Below are 18,374 nucleotides of genomic sequence, written 5' to 3'. Positions count from 1 at the left end.
GTCCAGAACAAACCGAAGGCGCAGCGTGACGCCGAGGGGGAGTTCCCCGACTTTCACCGCCCAGCAAAAAATTGAGCAGCAGCTTCGACGGTCTCAGCGATGTCAGCCGCCGTATGCGCCGAGCTGACAAAGCCGGCCTCATACAAGGCCGGCGCGTAGTACACACCCTTGTCCAGCATCGCATGGAAAAAGCGGTTGAAGGTCGGGCCGTCCGTTGTCATCACCGTGGCGTAATTCTGCGGTAGCGGCTCGAGCAGGAAAAAGCCGAACATGCCGCCTTCACTGTCACCGCAAAAGCTGACACCGGCCCGGGTAGCCGCCTGCGTCAGGCCACTGACCAGGCTGCGGGTACGTTCGCCGAGGGCTTCGTAAAAACCGGGTTTCTGCAGTTCGCGCAGGGTGGCCAGACCGCAAGCCGTGGCGACCGGGTTGCCCGACAGTGTGCCGGCCTGGTAGACCGGGCCCAAGGGTGCGAGCTGCTCCATGACGGCGCGGGTGCCGCCGAAAGCCGCCAGCGGCATGCCGCCGCCTATGACCTTGCCCATGACGGTCATGTCCGGTTTGAAGCCGGGAATGCTTTTCGCGTAGACGCTTTGCGCACCGCCCAATGCCACGCGGAAACCCGTCATGACTTCGTCGAAGACCAGCAACACGCCGTACTGCGTGCACAGCTCGCGGCAACGCGTCATGAAAGGGACACTGGCCCGCACAAAATTCATGTTGCCGGCAATCGGCTCAATGATCAGGCAGGCGGTGCTGCTGCCATGGACGGCAAAAGCTTCTTCAAGCTGGGCAATGTGGTTGTACTCGAGCACCAGCGTGTGCTGCACGACCTCGGGCGGCACGCCGGCGCTGGTGGGGTTGCCAAACGTCGCCAGGCCTGAGCCGGCTTTGACCAGCAAGGCGTCGGCATGACCGTGGTAACAGCCTTCGAACTTGATGATCTTGCTGCGGCCGGTGGCGCCGCGCGCCAGGCGGATGGCGCTCATGCCGGCTTCGGTTCCCGAGCTGACCAGGCGCAGCATTTCGATGGAAGGGACCAGCTTCACGATTTCTTCGGCCAGCTCCACTTCACGCTCAGTGGGGGCGCCATAGGAAAAGCCTTCGAGCACGGCTTTTTGAACGGCATCAACCACCGCAGGATGGCCGTGGCCCAGAATCATCGGGCCCCACGAGCCGATGTAGTCGATGTAACGCTTGCCATCGGCGTCCCAGAAGTAGGCGCCCTGAGCGCGCTGCACAAAACGCGGTGTGCCGCCGACTGCCTTGAAGGCGCGTACCGGCGAATTGACGCCCCCGGGAATCAGTTTTTTTGCACGTTCGAAAAGGGCAGTATTGCGGGACGGGGCGGAGCTAGTGTTTGGTGCCATTGGTGGGGAGGTCAAAGGGAGGAAGGGGCAGCAGGGGTTCGTCCGGATCACTGTCGCCGTCGCCGGCCGTTTCCGTTCCATCATCTTCTGCTTGCGCCCAAAATAAGCGGTCCGGCACGATGTTGCCCATGCCGGGACGAAACCCGGCGTCCAGGCTGCGGTCGAGATAGGTGAGCGCTTCCGCTGTGGCGGCTTGCAGGTTGTGGCCGTTGGCCAGCAAGGCCGACAGGGCGGCAGTCAGGGTATCTCCGGCGCCCGCAAACACCGCCTCGAAACGTTCGAATTTTTCGCTATAGAGAATGGCCTGCGGTGTGGCCAGCACGTTGTCAATGAATTGATCGGGCAACGGGATGCCTGTGACCAGCGTATACGGCACGCCGAACTCCGAAGCTGCCTTGGCGATATCGCGTGCCGAGGGACTTTTGTCGCCGCTCCAGTCCGGAAGCAGCCAACGCCACAGGCTGCTGTGGTTACCCACCAGCACGGTAGTTTGGGGCAGCATCAGCTCCCGGAACGCATCGAGGTAGCTGTCGATGGCTTCTTCTTCCCACCAGGACAGATTGGGCATGTAGGCGATCAGCGGTACGTCGGCATAATCCGATGCAATTTCCGCGATGGCACTGATGGTTTCCGGGCTGCCCACAAAGCCTACCTTGATCGCGGCAACCGGCATGTCTTCCAGCGTCGTGCGGGCCTGTTCGGTGACGGCATCTTCGTCGAAGGCAATATGGTCGAAAATTTCGGCTGTGTCGCGCACATAGGCGCCAGTGACGACTGCCAGCGCGTGGGCTCCCGCAGAGGCAATCGCGCTAATGTCGGCCGTCAACCCGCCAGCGCCGCTGGGGTCATTGGCGTTGAAGGTCATGACGCAGGCCGGGGAGGTGTCGCTTTCCTCTGTTTCCAGCTGCGGGATATCCAGAGGAGTTGGGTTGGGGTTTGCCATAGGGCTGGAATTTTGCCTCGTAAGCGAATAAGCAACGCCGCCTCGATACAATTGTTGCATTCTATTCGAAGGCAACTTAAGCTGTGACTCAAACAATGACCTGGATGTGTTTAATTTGTGGGTGGATTTATGACGAGGCGACTGGCGCACCAGAACACGGCATTGCGGCGGGAACGTCCTGGGCCCAGGTGCCGATGAACTGGACCTGTCCGGAGTGCGGTGCACGCAAGGAGGACTTTGAAATGGTCCAGATCTGAAATGGCCAGGTCAGTTGTCTAAAACAGGCGCGTATCCTGCATACCATGTCGGCACGCGTCATAAGGAGCACAGTCAGTGAGTAATACTAGTTCCGGGCTCAAGGTTTTGGTCATCGACGACAGTAACACCATCAGGCGTAGTGCGGAGATATTCCTGAAGCAGGGGGGGCATGAGGTTCTCCTGGCAGAAGATGGTTTTGACGCGCTTTCCAAGGTCAACGACTACATGCCTGACCTGATTTTCTGCGACATCCTGATGCCTCGCCTCGATGGCTATCAGACTTGCGCCATCATCAAGCGCAACACCAAATTCGCGAATGTACCCATAGTGATGCTGTCTTCCAAAGACGGTGTTTTCGACAAAGCAAGGGGCAGGATGGTCGGCTCGCAAGACTACCTGACCAAACCGTTCACCAAAGACCAGTTACTGCATACCGTTCAGGAACTGGGCAGCGCAAAACAAGGAGTAGCGTAATGGCAATTAAAAAAATTCTGATCGTGGATGACTCTAAAACCGAGTTGATGTTCATGACCGATCTGCTGACGAAAAATGGCTTCGCAGTAAAAACCGCTGAGAATGCAGAAGACGCCTTTCGTCGACTGGCTGAGGAAAAACCGGACCTCATTCTGATGGACGTGGTGATGCCCGGTCAAAATGGCTTTCAGCTCACGCGCGCCATTACCCGCGACCCTTTGTACGCGGATGTGCCCATCATCATGTGTACCAGCAAAAATCAGGAAACCGACCGTGTCTGGGGGATGCGTCAGGGCGCCAAGGACTACATCACCAAGCCGGTGGATGCTGACGACCTGATGGCAAAAATCAAGGCGCTGGGCTGACCCGCACCCATCTCAATAAAGCATGGCCAACCGACAAGCACTCAGAGAACTCCAAAGCCGCCTGGCCGACAGGTTGAAAGCGGCCAAAACTCAGGCTGCTTCGGCTTCCTGGCTTGCTGTGGAGGCTGGAGGCACCAAATACCTGTTCCCTCTGAACCAGTCTGGGGAAATTTTTCCGTGGGTCAGTGCGCAGAACGTGCCCTATACGCAGGCCTGGTTCGCGGGGGTTGCCAATTTGCGTGGTGGCCTTTACGGGGTTGTGGATCTGGCCAGTTTTGTGTCCGGAAAAACGCCGCCGCCGCGCAGCGAACTGGCGCGCACCGAATCACGGCTGGTCGCCCTCAATAGTGCGCTTGAAATCAATTGCGCATTGCAGATCGACAAGCTGGCGGGGTTGCGCAATCCGGAAGCGTTCACGGACTTTGCCGAGAAAGCTCCCGATTCGCCGGAATTTTTTGGCCACAGCTATGTCGATGCAAACGGCGCCCAGTGGCAGGAAATCAACCTGCAGTTGCTGGCTCAGCAAGCCCATTTTTTGACCATCAGCGCCTAGCGCTATTACGTTTCTCCCGGAAGGCTCACCATGTCTGTTGTTGAAAATATTCAGAAGCTGTTCAGAACAAAGCCTGCACCTCCCGAGGACAGTATGGATGGCGTTTCGCTGGACATGTCGGTTGACCCCTTGGCTACAGGCGCCATGGATGCTTCGGGCAGTTCGATTGCGCGTCTGGACGATGGCGCGGGGCCCGAAAGCCAATCCGAAGAGCCGCCGGATCAGGTCGAACGCCTGGCCTTGCCGGTGCTGGGTCGGCGGCCGATGGGTGAGCATCAGCGGATTCTGGTGATCTTGCTGGCTTTCGCGGTGATTGTGCTGGGTTCGGTGACCTTTGTTGCGCTGAACCAAGCTGACAGGGTGGCCCAACAGGTGGCGGCTACCGGGCAATCACTGATGCAGTCCCAGCGGCTTGCCAAGTCTGTGTCCCAAGCCCTGGTGGGTAGTGCCCAGGCTTTTCCGGACGTGCGTGAAAGCTCGGACGTTCTGGCCAAAACCGTTCGCGGGTTGAAGGCTGGCGATGAATCGTTGCGCCTTGAGCCGGTTACAGCCGAGCTGCAGCCTGATGTTGAGACGGTAACGCCGCTGATGGAGCGCGCCGAAAAAAATGCGTCCACCGTGATGGGCCAGCAGGCGATTTTGACGCAGGTGGGCAACGCGCTTCGTACCATCAATCGGCAGTCATCCGACCTGCTTGAAATTGCCGAAACCGTCTCTTCGCTCAAACTCCAGCAGAATGCTGCCCCGGCAGAAATTTCGGCCGCCGGCCAGCTGGTGATGTTGACGCAGCGTATTGGTAAGTCAGCCAACGAATTCCTGACGATGGAAGGCGTGAGTCCTGAAGCCGTGTTCTTGCTGGGTAAAGACTTGAACTCGTTCAAGGAAATTGCCCAAGGCTTGCAGGAGGGCAGCCCGGAACTGCGTCTGGCCGGCTCCAAGGACCCGCAGACACGGGAACGGCTTGAGGCTCTGATGGCGTTGTATGAGCAGACCCGCGTTCAAGCTGGTGCTATTTTGGGTAACTTGCAGGGTCTGGTGTCGGCGCGCGAGGCGCAGGCATCGATTATTTCTGACAGCGAAGCTTTGCGCCGAGGCCTGGAAGACATCCAGGGCAAGTTGTCATCGCAGACGGGTCTGAGCGTAGGCTCTCTGACAACGTTGGCTGTTGCCGCTGCTTTTGCCTTGCTATGCGCTGCTGGTTTGGCGCGTTTGCAGGTTCTGGACAGCCGGCAGCGCCAAGGTGTTGCTGAAAGCCAGCGACTTGAAGCCAAGGGACAGGAGCAAGACGCCAAACGCGTTAATGATGCTAATCAGGCAGCCATTTTGCGTTTGATGAATGAGTTGCAGACAGTGGCTGAAGGTGATTTGACGCAAGAAGCCACGGTGACCGAGGATATTACCGGCGCTATCGCTGACTCGGTGAATTACACGGTGGAAGAGTTGCGACAGCTTGTGGGTAACGTACAGAACACGGTAACCCGGGTGGCGCAAACTACTGCACAGGTGGAAAGTACGTCGACGGAACTGCTGGCGGCCTCTACTGAACAGCTGCGCGAGATTCGTGAAACCGGCCAGTCCGTGCTCGACATGGCGACCCGAATCAACCAGGTGTCCAGCCAGGCTCAGGAGTCTTCCCAGGTGGCGCGTCAATCACTGACAGCCGCCGAGTCTGGCCTGCAGGCCGTGCAAAACGCCATCGGCGGTATGAACTCCATCCGCGACCAGATTCAGGAAACCTCCAAACGGATCAAACGACTGGGCGAATCCTCTCAGGAGATTGGCGAGATCACCGAGCTGATTTCCGACATTACCGAACAAACCAACGTGCTGGCACTTAACGCAGCCATCCAAGCGGCGTCCGCCGGTGAAGCGGGACGGGGCTTCTCTGTGGTTGCCGAGGAGGTGCAGCGTCTGGCTGAACGTTCCGCAGATGCGACGCGCCAGATTTCCGCACTGGTGAAGGCGATTCAGACCGATACCCAGGATGCGGTAGCCGCTATGGAGCGCTCTACGCAGGGTGTGGTGGAAGGGGCCAAGCTGTCAGACAGCGCCGGTACCGCACTGTCCGAGATTGACTTGGTGTCACGCCGGCTTGCTGACCTGATTGAGCAGATTTCCGCTTCAGCCTCCCGGGAGGCCGAGTCGGCCAACGTGGTGGCTGGCAATATCCAGCACATTTTTGCGGTGACTGAACAAACCGGAGAGGGTACGCGCTCTACTGCCTTGCAGGTGCGTGATTTGTCCCGGATGGCCGAAGAACTCAGGCAGTCCGTCTCTCGATTCAAAATTGCCTGATGCATGCATGAATTTTCTCCGTCTCCGTTTGTGATCTCCGATTTCTGAACCGGCTCGCCATTTATGCAATCGAACGCTCCGAATTCGTCGCCTATTGAACTGGATCTGGCCGTCAATGACCTGGGGCCTCTTGCTTGGGTGCTTGATGAACTTCGGAAGTCCCTGGATGGTTCTGCCAAAGCATTGAAGCGGTTTGTGCGCGACGCTGAGTTGGCGCGCGGGTCTGATCTTGCTGCCTTGGACGCCAGCCAGCTTCGGATCGCACGCCAGCAGTTGCATCAGGCGGTCGGCGCCCTGGAAATGGTGGGTCTGGGTGCGCCGGCATTGGTGCTGCGATCCATGGAGGCGGCTGTGCAGCGGTTTGTCCAGCGTCCCGAACAATGCAACCAGGAAGCTGCGGCGAAGGTCGAGCAGGCCAGTTTCGCACTGACTGAATACCTTGAAGGCGTGCTGGCAGACAAACCGGTTTCTGCCGTGTCTTTGTTTCCCCAGTATCGCGACGTCCAAGGCCTGGTTGGTGCCGACCGAATTCATCCGGCAGACCTCTGGGTGTATGAATGGCGCTGGATGGACCCCGCGCTGAACGTGACGGTTGATGCCGCCCCCTACGGCGACGCGGCCAGACAACTGCTTGATCAGCTGGCATTGAAAATCATGCGCACTGGTGATCCCCAGGCGGCGAAGACGTTCATGGAGATGTGCCTCGGGTTTGCGCAGGCCGAACCTGCAGGCGAACCGAGGGCATTCTGGAAAATCGCTGCTGCTTACTTTGAAGCCTTGGCTCACGGCTTGCTCAATGTGGATCTTTATGTCAAGCGGGCCGCTTCGCGCGTATTGCTGCAATACACCTCTTTTGCCAAGGGGGGTGCCAATGCGTCCGACCGGTTGGCGCAGGATTTACTTTTTTTCTGTTCGCAGGCAGTAGCCGCACGCGCCAGCGACACCCCGGTCCTGTCAGCGGTTCGTGCCGCCTATGGCCTGGCTCGTTTCAAGCCTGTTAACTATGAAGCGGTTCAATTCGGCCGCTTTGACCCCGCATTGCTGGCCCAGGCCCGCAAGCGAATTGTCTCGGCCAAGGAGACGTGGTCCTCGCTGACGGCCGGTGACATGAGCAAGTTCAAAACCGTGGCTGATCAGTTCAGCCTGGTAACGGATTCTCTGGTCAAGTTGCACCCGCCAAGCGAGGCCTTGGCCATGGCACTGTCGCAGGTGATTGAGGGCACGGTTCGTTCAGGTCAGGCACCTCCGATCGAACTCGCGCTTGAGGTGGCTACCGCCGTGCTTTACCTTGAGGCCGCCTTTGATGATCTGGATCCCAATGATCCTCAGTTGGCGACGCGGACCGCCAGGCTGGCCCAGCGGCTTGACAGCGCCCGAAACGGCGCAGCACCGCAACCCCTTGAATCCTGGATGGAGGAGTTGTACCGGCGTGTCAGCGACAAGCAGACGATGGGTAGCGTGGTGGGTGAACTGCGAATTTCGCTGAGTGAACTTGAGAAGTCACTGGATGTGTTTTTCCGAAATCCCCAGGAAAAAACCGCACTTGCGGCTGTGCCGGGCCAGCTGTCGCAGATGCGCGGCGTGTTGTCGGTGCTGGGTTTAGACCAGGCCTCTCATGCTGTTTTGCGCATGCGCGAGAGTGTGGAGCAAATGCTGGTAACCGAAGTCGACGAACAGCTCGTTCGATCTGCAGGAACCTTCGATCAACTCGGAAACAATCTGGGCGCCCTCAGTTTCCTGATCGACATGCTGAACTACCAGCCCACGCTGGCTAAAAAACTTTTCGTTTATGACGATGTCAAGGGGGAACTTAAACCCCTGATGGGGCGCATTCATACGGCGCAGGACGCTGTGGCGGCAGTGACGGTCAACAGTGAGTTGTCCCAGGAGGTGTTGTCTGTTGTGCAAGATGCCCAGGCGGGCGATTCCGCGGAGAGCCTCAGCGTCAAGCTTGATGTTTTGGCTACAAATGCGGCCTTGGCGGATCAGCCTGTTCTGGCGCAAACGGCGCGCGATGCAGCTTTGGCTGTGACCAGCCAGAGTCCGCAGTCGAGCGCTGATTCACTCACTGATTTGGTAGCGGTGGCTGCCGCTCCAGCGCCTGTGCCTGCGACTGAAGCATTGAATGCTGCAACGGCCGCGGGCGGTGATGATTTTGAAGAAGATGATCTGCGCGATATTTTTCTGGAGGAGGCACGTGAAGTTGCGGGCCATGCCCAGGCAGCACTCGATGCGCTGGCTGTTGAGCCAGGAGATATTGGAGAGCTCACCATATTGCGGCGCGCCTTCCACACGCTCAAGGGCAGTTCGCGGATGGTCGGGCTCAATGAGTTTGGTGAAGCAGCGTGGTCCTTGGAGCAAATGCTCAATGGCTGGCTGGCTGAACAGAAACCTTCGAACGATGAGTTTCGAACGGTGTGTGTCCAGGCGATGACCGGATTTTCGGCCTGGATCGAGGATATTGCCGCCGATCGGCCGACCTCATGGACCTCTTCGGCGTTTCGTACCAGTGCCGATGCAATGCGTGTAGAGGGACGTTTCAGTCCTCTCCAGCAACCTGCGGCGCCTCTTATGGAGGTGCAGCAGCTCGCCACGGTAGACACACCGGACTCCATGGCGCAGCAGAACGTGACGGACTCTGCGGAGCCAGCGCTGGACTTCATGTTCGATGCCGAACCTGTCGTAGTGGCTGCAGAGTCTGCTCCCGCGCCGTTGGAACAGCCTGCGGCCGACATCCAGGGCATTGACTTCGATAGCCTGGCAGCTTTGTCGGGGCCCGATGTCGGGACGCCTGGGGTGGCCCAAGCCAAAGCTCCGTCAGGTGTTGAGTTTGAGTTGGACCTTCCTGATCTTGCCCCTGAGGCGCAGGTTGACGCGGTGGAATTGTCGGATGTTGATTTTGATGCCCATTTTCTGAATGAGCCTGTTAGTGCGGACCTCGCCACTCAGGCGCCACCTGAGTCGCCGGCAGCACTTGATGAAGAAGTTTTTGATTTTTCAGCTCCTGAACCTCAGCAGGCCGCCAAGCCTGTGTCTGTGCTGGAGGATATGTCCTTCAAAGATACAGGTGAAGAAGAGTCTGCGTCTGCAGAATTGGCTGGAGATGAGCAGATCAAGGTGATCGGCTCCCTGCGTATTGGTATTCCGCTCTACAACGTGTACTTGAACGAAGCGGATGAATGGTCGCGCCGCTTGGTCACTGAAGTGACGGAGTGGACCATGGAACGCGATCGGCCCATCGGTGACTCCACCTTGGCGTTGACTCATTCGCTGGCCGGCAGCTCGGCTACGGTTGGATTTCAGGCATTGTCTGAAATGGCGCGCGCACTTGAAAATGCACTGCAGCAGTCGAGAACCCAGCATGGACCGGGTGCCGGCAAGCACAACAAGCTTTTTGTGGATGCAGCCGAAGATGTTCGGCGCCTTCTGCATCAGTTCGCAGCTGGTTTCCTCAAGCAACCCGACCCGGGTATCTTGCAGGCTCTGCGTGAAATTGATTTTTCGCCATCTGTAGAGAATGAGGAGCCTGCCGAGGCGATTAGTCCAGTGCCTGCCCCTGCTGCTTCCGTTACAACCGAAGGTGTTTCGCGGCCAGTCAGTGCCTCGGTCACAAATACAAGTGCGGCTGCCCCGATACAGAAGCGTGTTTTTTCCGTCACAGCCTCGGTGGTGGTGGATCCACCTCCGGTGACAGTGACTCCGGTTGCCAGTTCGTCCGCCGTGGCGGCGCCGGTCGTTCCGGTTGCAGCTGCGGTTCCTGCACCGCTTGCCTCGGCAGCCTTCAGCGAAGACGTGGACGACGAGTTTGACGCGGTCGACGTAATCGATCCGGATCTATTTCCTATTTTTGAAGAGGAGGGCGCTGAATTGATGCCGCAACTGGGCGGTGCTCTTCGGCAATGGTCGGCCCGTCCCGACAATCACGGCGCGCGCAATGAGGTGTTGCGGGCCCTGCATACCCTGAAAGGCAGCGCAAGGCTGGCAGGGGCGATGCGATTGGGGGAAATGGCTCACAGGATCGAATCCGATATCGAACACATGGGTTCCGACGCCGCAGCCTCGCAGGATTTTGATGCGCTGCTGACCACTTTTGACGCGATGCAGGCTAATTTTGAGGCTTTGCGGCATCCGGGTGATGCGCCCGAGGTGCTGGCACCCCTCTCATCGCCGGCCCCGGCCGCGCCAGCTGAAGCGGTTTCAGAGAAATCGAACGACACCGCAGCGGTACAGCAAGGTGCGCTGACTGCTGAGCCGGCTGCGCGCAAAGTCATCTCCCTGGCGCAAGCCACGGCCCTGCAGCCTTTGCGTCCTGCCGCGTCCGGTTCAATCCGTGTACGTTCGCAATTGCTCGATCGCATGGTGAACCAGGCCGGGGAGGTCATGATCACCCGGTCGCGGCTGGAGGCTGAGCTGAACCAGCTTCGGGGTTCACTCAATGACCTGGGTGGCAACTTGAACCGCCTGCGTTCACAGCTTCGGGACGTTGAATTGCATTCAGAAACCCAGATGCAATCGCGATTGCAACAGGCCAAGGAAGCGCAACTCGGGTTTGACCCACTCGAATTCGACCGGTTCACGCGTGTGCAGGAACTGACCCGAATGATGGCCGAGTCGGTCAACGACGTTGCAACCGTGCAGCGAACCTTGCAGCGAACCGTTGAGGCGACCGAGGACGATTTGATTGCGCAGGCGCGGCAGACGCGGGAACTGCAGCGCGATCTGCTGCGTACCCGTATGGTGGAGTTTGAAGGCATCTCCGAACGCCTCTACCGCGTGGTGCGCCAGGCCTCGAAAGACAGCGGCAAACAGGTGCGTCTGGATTTGCAGGGCGGTACGATCGAGATGGACCGCGGCATGCTGGACCGCATGACGCCGTCTTTCGAGCATCTCCTGCGCAATTGCGTCGCCCATGGCATTGAGGACGTCCAGACTCGCACGAACGCGGGCAAAGAGCCCAGCGGCCTGATTACTGTGAGCGTGCAACAGTCGGGTAACGACGTGTCCGTTGAATTCCGGGATGACGGCGCTGGCCTCAACCTGAACCGGATCCGCGAAAAAGCGATCGCTTCAGGTTTGCTGGCGGCAGGCCAGCAAGTTAGCGACGACGAAGCCGCCAACATGATCTTCATGCCCGGTTTCACCACGGCTTCCCAGGTCACTGAATTGGCCGGGCGGGGCATCGGAATGGATGTGGTTCGTTCAGAGGTGAATTCACTCGGTGGCCGCATCGAGACAAGTACCGTTGCCGGCAAGGGAACGAACTTCAAACTGGTTCTGCCGTTGACCACTGCGGTGACGCAGGTGGTGATGTTGCGCGCCGGCAGCTCTTCCATCGGTGTGCCTGCCAATGTGGTGGAGAACGTGCGTCGCATTTCGGCTAAGGACCTGCAGCAGGCCTACAACTCCGGGGTGATCGATGTGGCCGGTGAAGCTGTGCCATTTTTCTGGTCGGGCGCTTTGCTGCAGTCTTCGCGGCTGAGTAGCGAGCCCCAGGGCAAGACCGCCCCCGTAGTCGTTTTCCGAAGTGCCGCGCAGCGCCTTGTGCTGCACGTGGATGAAGTGCTTGGCAACCAGGAGGTGGTGGTTAAAAATCTCGGGCCGCAGCTTTCTCGCTTGCCGGGCCTGGCGGGGATGTCTGTGCTGGCTTCGGGTGCTGTGGTGCTGATCTACAACCCGGTTGCGCTTGCTGCCGTTTACGGCCAACAGGCACGCGCCTTGAGTTCTGACAGCGCTGAACCGCACATGCTGGAGCAATCGGCGTCGGATGCTTCCGACGGCAAGGGTTTGTCTGTCGTTTCTTCGGCGGCGCCTGCGGCGCCACAGATTCCGCTGATTCTGGTGGTCGATGATTCGATTACCGTGCGGCGCGTGACACAGCGACTGTTGCAGCGGGAAGGTTACCGCGTTTCCATGGCAGCTGACGGCTTGCAAGCACTCGAGCGGCTTCAGGAGGAGCGCCCCACGCTGGTCCTGTCCGATATTGAAATGCCGCGTATGGACGGATTCGACCTGGCACGCAATATCCGAGGTGACGTGCGCCTGAGTGACTTGCCCATTATCATGATCACCTCGCGAATCGCGGAGAAACACCGCGAGCATGCCAAGGAACTCGGCGTTGACCACTACCTCGGCAAGCCTTACGCCGAAGACGAGCTGCTCAGCCTGATCAAGCACTATTGCAGCATTGAGGCCGCTGTTTCATAGGTAAAAGTGCCTCCAGCCCTTATCTTATGGGCGTGAACAGCTATAAAAAAAAGAGCAAATCATACGCAGGTCCGTTTGACTGGTGCGTAGCTCCGCAGGGTCGGCGCCCGCGCTTCGTTGTGCTGCACGGGGGAAGGGGATGGTTTTCTCCCGGATGCTTTTTCCTTCCTCCATATGCCGCCAGCGCGTAAAATTGCCGCATGGCCCTGGATTTCGCACCGATCAACCTGACCCACCACTTCCTGATTGCCATGCCCGGGCTGGACGATGAGGCTTTTGCCAGAAGCGTGGTCTATATGTGTGAACACAGTGATCGCGGGGCCCTGGGGCTGGTGATCAACAAGCCCAGTGACATCAACCTTCAAGGCCTGTTCGACAAGGTGGAACTACCACTGCGGCGCAACGACCTGACCAACTCGCCGGTGTTTCAGGGAGGGCCGGTTCAGACCGAGCGGGGTTTTGTCCTTCACGAATGCATGCTTGAAGGCAGTGAGTCGGTCTACGCCTCCACCATGACCATTCCCGGTGGGCTGGAGATGACCACCTCCAAGGATGTGCTGGAAGCCCTGTCTACCGGCGCAGGCCCGCGCAAGGTTTTCGTCTCTCTCGGTTATTCAGCATGGGGAGAGGGGCAGCTGGAGTCTGAAATTTCCGAAAACAGCTGGCTCACCGTTGAAGCGGATCTTGCTCTCATTTTCGACACCCCGGTCGAGCAGCGTTATGACAAGGCCCTGTTGCTGCTGGGCTTGCAGAGCTGGATGCTGTCGCCTGAAGCAGGGCACGCGTGAGCGAAATCACCCTGCCAGCCATGGCCGCCGGGTTTCAGACATTTCTCGCTTTCGATTTTGGCCTCAAACGCACCGGCGTTGCTACCGGTAATCGCTTGACGCGCACTGCCACCCCGCAGGGCAGCATTGCGGCCGAAGGCGATGCTCGGTTTACAGCCATCGCACTGAAAATCCGCGAGTGGCAGCCCGATGCGCTGGTGGTGGGCATTCCTTTCCACCCCGATGGCGCCAGCCACGAAAATACCGCCCGCGCGCGCAAATTTGCCCGGCAGTTGCGCGGCCGCTTTGGCCTTCAGGTGTTTGAAGTCGATGAACGCTACTCCACCACCGAGGCCTTGTCGCAAGGGGCTGTAGACGCTGATGCGGCATCTGCCTGCATAATCCTCGAGCAGTTTTTAAGGAGTTTTCCATGACCAGCCTGACCCTGGACGCCGAGGCGCTCTACCGCGAAGTCCTGCGCGGCATGCAGCAGCTTTTGACGACCTATGACCACCCGCCCCGGCTGGTAGGGGTGGCTTCCGGCGGGGTCTGGCTGGCCGAGCGCCTGCGCAAAGACCTGGGCCTTGCTGACGAAACCGGCAGTTTGTCCTCAGCCATGCATCGGGATGATTTCGCCCAGCGCGGCCTGTCGGCCAGCGGGCATACCGTCTTGCCTTTTGATGTCAACGGCGCCCACCTGATCGTGCTTGACGACGTGCTCTACACCGGCCGTACCATTCGCGCCGTTCTCAACGAGTTGTTTGACTATGGCCGGCCGGCCAGTGTGAAGCTGGTTGTGCTGGTGGACCGGGGCGGACGCGAACTGCCGCTCCAGGCCGACTTTGCAGCTGCCCGGGTTGCATTGCCCGCGTCGAAGTCCCTGGCGTTGGCGCGCAGCGACGACGGCCAGTTCAGCTTTCAGGTGCAGGGCGTGACGTCATGATCTCTCCAGCCTGCCGCCACGCCTTCATTGTTGTCATTCTTCGAAAGGCCTGATCGTGTTGTACCGACGAAGTCCGCAGCTCAATAAAAACGGTGAACTGATCCATCTGTTGTCCATTGAGGGTTTGCCCAAGGCAACGTTGACGCACATTCTCGATACCGCAGCGAGTTTTGTCAGCGTCAGCGATCGTGAGGTCAAAAAAGTCCCCCTGCTGCGCGGAAAAAGTGTTTTCAACCTCTTTTTCGAAAACTCCACCCGTACGCGAACAACTTTCGAGATTGCCGCTACGAGACTGTCGGCAGATGTCATCAACCTGGACATTGCCCGGTCTTCCGCCTCCAAGGGCGAGTCGCTGCTCGACACCATCTCCAATCTGAGCGCGATGGCAGCCGATTTGTTTGTGGTGCGCCACAGCGAATCGGGTGCGCCCTACCTGATTGCCCAGCACGTTGCGCCGCATGTGCATGTGATCAATGCCGGCGATGGCCGCCATGCACACCCTACGCAAGGCCTGCTGGACATGTACACCATCCGGCACTACAAGAAAGACTTCAGCAACCTCACCGTGGCCATTGTGGGTGATGTGCTTCACTCGCGCGTGGCCCGCTCGGACATCCACGCACTGACCACGCTGGGGTGCCCCGAGGTGAGGGTGGTCGGTCCCAAGACCCTGGTGCCCGCAGACATGGCCCAAATGGGTGTGCGCGTCTGCCACACCCTCGAAGAGGGTATCAAGGGCGCTGATGTGGTGATCATGCTCAGGCTGCAGAACGAGCGCATGTCGGGCGCGCTGCTGCCCAGCAGCCATGAGTTTTTCAAGAGCTTTGGCCTGACCAACGAGAAGCTGCAACTGGCCAAACCCGACGCCATCGTCATGCATCCGGGGCCCATCAACCGCGGCGTTGAAATCGATTCCGCCGTGGTCGATGGTGCACAAAGCGTGATCCTGCCGCAGGTTACTTTCGGCATCGCCGTGCGTATGGCGGTGATGAGCATTGTTGCCGGGAACGAAGCATGAAAATCCTCATAAAAAACGGCCGCGTCATTGATCCGGCGTCTGGTCTCGACGAAATAGGCGACGTGGCCATTGCCGCCGGCCGCATCCTGTCGCTGAAAAATACCGTGCCTGACTTTTCACCCAATCGCACGATTGATGCGACAGGCTGTATCGTTGCTCCCGGTTTCGTCGACTTGTCGGCCCGCTTGCGCGAGCCTGGCTACGAACATGAGGGCATGCTGGAGAGTGAACTGGCGGCTGCGGTGGCCGGCGGTGTCACCAGCCTGGTTTGTCCGCCCGATACTGATCCGGTACTCGACGAACCGGGCTTGGTGGAAATGCTCAAGTTTCGCGCCGAGAAGCTGCATCAGTCGCGTGTATTTCCTCTCGGTGCGTTAACAAGGGCGCTGCAGGGCGAAGCCTTGACAGAGATGGTCGAGCTGACGGAGGCCGGCTGTGTCGGCTTCAGCCAGGCCGAGGTACCGTTGGCAAACACCCAGGTGCTGCTGCGCGCGCTGCAATATGCCGCCAGCTTTGGCTACACCGTCTGGCTGCGCCCGCAGGACAGCTGGTTGGGTGGCGGCGTGGCGGCCAGCGGCGCACTGGCCACCCGTCTGGGCCTGAGCGGTGTGCCGGTAGCGTCCGAGACGATTGCGCTGCACACCCTGTTTGAGCTGATGCGTGCTACCGGCGCACGTGTGCACATTTGCCGCATCAGCAGCGCGGCAGGTGTTGCCTTGCTGGCCAAGGCCAAAGCCGACGGTCTGCATGTGACAGCCGACGTCAGCATCAACAGCCTGCATCTGACCGATACCGACATTGGCTACTTTGACAGCCGGATGCGCCTGAACCCGCCGCTGCGCCAGCAGCGCGACCGTGACGCGCTGGCCCAGGCGCTGGCCGACGGAACCATCGACGCTTTGGTGTCGGACCACACGCCGGTGGAAGCCGATGCCAAGACCCTGCCTTTTGCCGAAGCCGAGCCGGGCGCGACCGGGCTGGAATTGCTGCTGGGCCTGGCCTGCAAGTGGGGCGAAGACAGCGGTGTTGGCCTGTCGCGCGCGCTGGCAGTGCTAACCAGCGAACCTGCTCGGGTTCTGGGAAGCGCGCTGGGCACCTTGCAAGCCAGCGCCGGCCAGCTGGTCAAGGGCGGTGTGGCGGATATTTGCGTGTTTGACGCAAAGTCCGAATGGACAGTCCAGCCGGATACCTTGCGCAGCCAGGGCAAACACACGCCGTTTTCCGGCTACCAGCTGCCAGCCCGCGTGCGCTGGACCCTGGTTGGCGGGCAAGTCGCGTTTGAGGCTTGAGCGGGATGCGGCAGGTGAGGGCGGCAGGCCGCCTGTTGCGTGCCCTGGCACATATTGCAGGCGGCATATGGACCATCCTGACGCTGTTTCCCCGGCTTGGACAGCCCGCGAAGGAGGCCAGGGTGCAGGTCTGGGCCATGGCGATGCTGAAGCTGGTGGGCATCGAGCTGGCTGTCAGGGGCACACCCGCGGCCGGTGGCCCGGTGCTGTTGGTGGCAAATCACCTGTCCTGGCTGGACATTGTGGTACTGCATGCGTCCCGGTATTGCCGTTTCGTTTCCAAAGCCGATATCAAGCACTGGCCCCTGGTCGGTACGCTCGCCGGTGGCGCGGGAACCCTGTACATCGAGCGCGAATCCCGGCGCGACGCCCATCGTGTGGTGCACCACATGGCTGAGCGCTTGAAGTTGGGGGAAGTGCTGGCTGTGTTTCCGGAAGGCACAACAGCCGATGGCGTCACGCTCAAGCCCTTTCATGCCAATTTGCTACAGGCTGCGATTTCGACCGAAGCGCCGGTGCAGCCGATTGCCCTGCGCTTCGTGGACGCTGATACAGGCCTGACCAGCTTTGCGCCAAGGTACATCGACGACGACTCCATCTTCGTGTCGATCTGGGAAACCCTGTGCGTTCGCCGCCTTCGTGCGGAGGTCGTTTTTGGTGAGCCCCAGTATTGCCGTGGACGTGACCGGCGTACCTGGGCGGCCGATCTGCGCGCGGAAATCGAACGCCTGCTCCGCGAAGGGCGCTGACTTCCCCGGGGAATGCGGACTATTCGCGCTGAAAAGTGACGACGTGATCCACTTCGGCACGAATGCCTATCCACTCGCCAAGCGCATGATCGTGATGCGAGGGGACATGTGCCATCACGGTTTCCCCGCTTTTTAGCTGCAAGGTATACAAAAACTCCGAGCCACGAAACGCCTTGCGCAATATCTGCGCCTTGACCGGAGCCGCATCGTCATGAACGATGTCATCGGCACGCAGCAATACGTCGCACACGCCGTCGGGGTAGGCGCTTGGCAAGGGGCATTCCAGTACATCGCTCAGGTCGCCCAGCGCCGTATGGACGACCACGTCGTTGCCTTGTTGCGTGATTCGCGCGTGGGTAAATACACCGTGACCGATGAAGTCGGCCACAAAACGCGTCGCAGGCCGGTGGTACAGCTCATAAGCCTCGTCCCACTGATGCAACTGGCCTTCATGCATGACGCCGATCCGGTCGCCGATGGCAAAAGCCTCAAGCTGGTCGTGCGTGACAAAAAGCGCTGTGGCACCGGCGAGCTTCAAAATGCCGCGTACTTCGTGGGCCAGGCGTTCGCGCAGGTCCACATCCAAATTGGAAAAAGGCTCGTCCAGCAGCAGCAGGCGCGGCTTCGGGGCCAGCGCACGGGCCAGGGCCACGCGTTGCTGCTGCCCGCCGGACAACTCATGGGGGTAGCGTTTCTGGGCTTTTCCCAAGCCCACCATGTCGAGGACCTCGCCAACGCGCTCACGGCGTTCGTCCGGCTTGAGATGGCTTAGGCCGAAAGCCACGTTGTGGCCCACGTCCAGGTGCGGAAACAGGGCGTAGTCCTGAAATACCATGCCGATGCGGCGCTGCTCTGCGGGCACATGCTGCCTGTCGCTGCTGACGACTTCATTGGCCAGCGAGATGCTTCCAGCCTGTGCGCGTTCCAGTCCCGCGACGGCGCGCAGCAAGGTGGTTTTTCCGCACCCCGAGGGGCCAATCAGCACGCCGATTTCCCCGGCCCGCAACCCAAGCGATACGTCCTTGACCGCGGGGGTGGAGCGTCCTGCGTAATGCACGAGCAGATGCGAAAGTTCCAGGAACATGCCCGTGATTGTAGATGCTTACAATTCTCATTTGCACTTGCCTGCTGGCAAGGCTGGCTGTC

At 59.6% G+C, this 18,374-nt stretch carries 15 protein-coding genes; 12 read left to right on the top strand and 3 right to left on the bottom strand.

Going from position 1 to position 18,374, the window contains the following annotated elements; genetic code table 11:
• Positions 1–53: 53 nt before the first annotated feature.
• Entirely contained in the window at positions 54–1,370 is a 1,317-nt protein-coding gene (gene hemL / locus B0B52_RS10870) for a glutamate-1-semialdehyde 2,1-aminomutase (protein ID WP_077593658.1), read from the bottom strand.
• Positions 1,354–2,313 (bottom strand): bifunctional hydroxymethylpyrimidine kinase/phosphomethylpyrimidine kinase, encoded by a 960-nt coding sequence (locus B0B52_RS10865; protein ID WP_077593657.1) that lies wholly within the window; start codon positions 2,311–2,313, stop codon positions 1,354–1,356. Before B0B52_RS10865 ends, hemL begins: the two co-directional genes overlap by 17 nt.
• Before the next feature lie 95 nt (positions 2,314–2,408).
• Between B0B52_RS10865 and B0B52_RS10860 the strand changes: the two genes are divergently transcribed.
• From B0B52_RS10860 to B0B52_RS10805, 12 genes are all read left to right on the top strand, one after another.
• Complete coding sequence (locus B0B52_RS10860; protein ID WP_077593656.1) at positions 2,409–2,570, top strand: rubredoxin; 162 nt, start codon at positions 2,409–2,411, stop codon at positions 2,568–2,570.
• Between the two features lie 76 nt (positions 2,571–2,646).
• Positions 2,647–3,045: a PleD family two-component system response regulator gene (locus B0B52_RS10855; RefSeq protein WP_077593655.1), complete on the top strand. Its 399-nt coding sequence runs from the start codon at positions 2,647–2,649 to the stop codon at positions 3,043–3,045.
• Positions 3,045–3,410, top strand: coding sequence for a response regulator transcription factor (locus B0B52_RS10850; RefSeq protein WP_077593654.1), 366 nt, complete (start codon positions 3,045–3,047; stop codon positions 3,408–3,410). Before B0B52_RS10855 ends, B0B52_RS10850 begins: the two co-directional genes overlap by 1 nt.
• A gap of 22 nt (positions 3,411–3,432) precedes the next feature.
• Positions 3,433–3,963, top strand: coding sequence for a chemotaxis protein CheW (locus tag B0B52_RS10845; RefSeq protein ID WP_077593653.1), 531 nt, complete (start codon positions 3,433–3,435; stop codon positions 3,961–3,963).
• A gap of 30 nt (positions 3,964–3,993) precedes the next feature.
• Complete coding sequence (locus tag B0B52_RS10840; protein ID WP_077593652.1) at positions 3,994–6,258, top strand: methyl-accepting chemotaxis protein; 2,265 nt, start codon at positions 3,994–3,996, stop codon at positions 6,256–6,258.
• A gap of 63 nt (positions 6,259–6,321) precedes the next feature.
• Entirely contained in the window at positions 6,322–12,462 is a 6,141-nt protein-coding gene (locus tag B0B52_RS10835; RefSeq protein WP_077593651.1) for an Hpt domain-containing protein, read from the top strand.
• A gap of 200 nt (positions 12,463–12,662) precedes the next feature.
• Positions 12,663–13,250, top strand: a complete 588-nt coding sequence (locus tag B0B52_RS10830) for a YqgE/AlgH family protein (RefSeq protein WP_077593650.1) — start codon at positions 12,663–12,665, stop codon at positions 13,248–13,250.
• 20 nt (positions 13,251–13,270) lie between these two features.
• Positions 13,271–13,663: a Holliday junction resolvase RuvX gene (gene ruvX, locus B0B52_RS10825; RefSeq protein WP_077593667.1), complete on the top strand. Its 393-nt coding sequence runs from the start codon at positions 13,271–13,273 to the stop codon at positions 13,661–13,663.
• Positions 13,660–14,172, top strand: a complete 513-nt coding sequence (gene pyrR, locus B0B52_RS10820) for a bifunctional pyr operon transcriptional regulator/uracil phosphoribosyltransferase PyrR (RefSeq protein WP_077593649.1) — start codon at positions 13,660–13,662, stop codon at positions 14,170–14,172. Before ruvX ends, pyrR begins: the two co-directional genes overlap by 4 nt.
• Positions 14,173–14,227: 55 nt before the next feature.
• Positions 14,228–15,190 (top strand): aspartate carbamoyltransferase catalytic subunit, encoded by a 963-nt coding sequence (locus B0B52_RS10815; RefSeq protein WP_077593648.1) that lies wholly within the window; start codon positions 14,228–14,230, stop codon positions 15,188–15,190.
• Positions 15,187–16,479, top strand: a complete 1,293-nt coding sequence (locus tag B0B52_RS10810) for a dihydroorotase (RefSeq protein ID WP_077593647.1) — start codon at positions 15,187–15,189, stop codon at positions 16,477–16,479. Before B0B52_RS10815 ends, B0B52_RS10810 begins: the two co-directional genes overlap by 4 nt.
• Positions 16,480–16,484: 5 nt before the next feature.
• Positions 16,485–17,228, top strand: a complete 744-nt coding sequence (locus tag B0B52_RS10805; protein ID WP_077593646.1) for a 1-acyl-sn-glycerol-3-phosphate acyltransferase — start codon at positions 16,485–16,487, stop codon at positions 17,226–17,228.
• Positions 17,229–17,247: 19 nt separating this feature from the next.
• On the opposite strand, the gene B0B52_RS10800 is transcribed toward B0B52_RS10805, so the two are convergent.
• Complete coding sequence (locus B0B52_RS10800) at positions 17,248–18,312, bottom strand: ABC transporter ATP-binding protein (RefSeq protein ID WP_077593645.1); 1,065 nt, start codon at positions 18,310–18,312, stop codon at positions 17,248–17,250.
• Between the last annotated feature and the right edge of the window lie 62 nt (positions 18,313–18,374).

Source organism: Polaromonas sp. A23, from assembly GCF_002001015.1.
GTDB lineage: Bacteria > Pseudomonadota > Gammaproteobacteria > Burkholderiales > Burkholderiaceae_C > Polaromonas.
The sequence above is the reverse complement of the archived record's forward strand: the minus strand, read 5'-3'. Positions and strand labels throughout refer to the sequence as shown.